General features: G+C 65.5%; 1 pseudogene. It reads left to right on the top strand.

What is annotated here, in order from left to right:
- A pseudogene (locus TRIHO_RS23910) lies at positions 1-539 on the top strand (hypothetical protein); the annotation flags it as partial.

The following is a 539-nucleotide window of genomic DNA, read 5'->3' as shown; positions in this document are numbered from 1 at the left end:
GTGAACGATGTGGCCGATGTGCTGGCCGGGCTGGATGCGGTTGAGGACACCCCTGCCGAGCCGGATGTGGATCTGAACGAAATGCTGGGCGACCTCGATACGCCAACCGAAGAGGCTGGCGATGATGTGGCCGATGTGCTGGCCGGGCTGGACGCGGTTGGGGACATCCCTGCCGAGGCAGAGGTGGACCTGAGCGAGATGCTGGGCGCTCTCGACACGCCAACCGAAGAGGCAGGCGACGATGTGGCCGATGTGCTGGCCGGGCTGGATGCGGTTGAGGACACCCCTGCCGAGCCGGATGTGGATCTGAACGAAATGCTGGGCGACCTCGATACGCCAACCGAAGAGGCTGGCGATGATGTGGCCGATGTGCTGGCCGGGCTGGACGCGGTTGGGGATATCCCTGCCGAGGCAGAGGTGGACCTGAGCGAGATGCTGGGCGATCTCGACACGCCAACCGAAGAGGCAGGCGACGATGTGGCCGATGTGCTGGCCGGGCTGGATGCGGTTGAGGACACCCCTGCCGAGCCGGATGTGGA

The organism is Tritonibacter horizontis, assembly GCF_001518015.1.
GTDB lineage: Bacteria > Pseudomonadota > Alphaproteobacteria > Rhodobacterales > Rhodobacteraceae > Epibacterium > Epibacterium horizontis.
The sequence above is the reverse complement of the archived record's forward strand: the minus strand, read 5'-3'. Positions and strand labels throughout refer to the sequence as shown.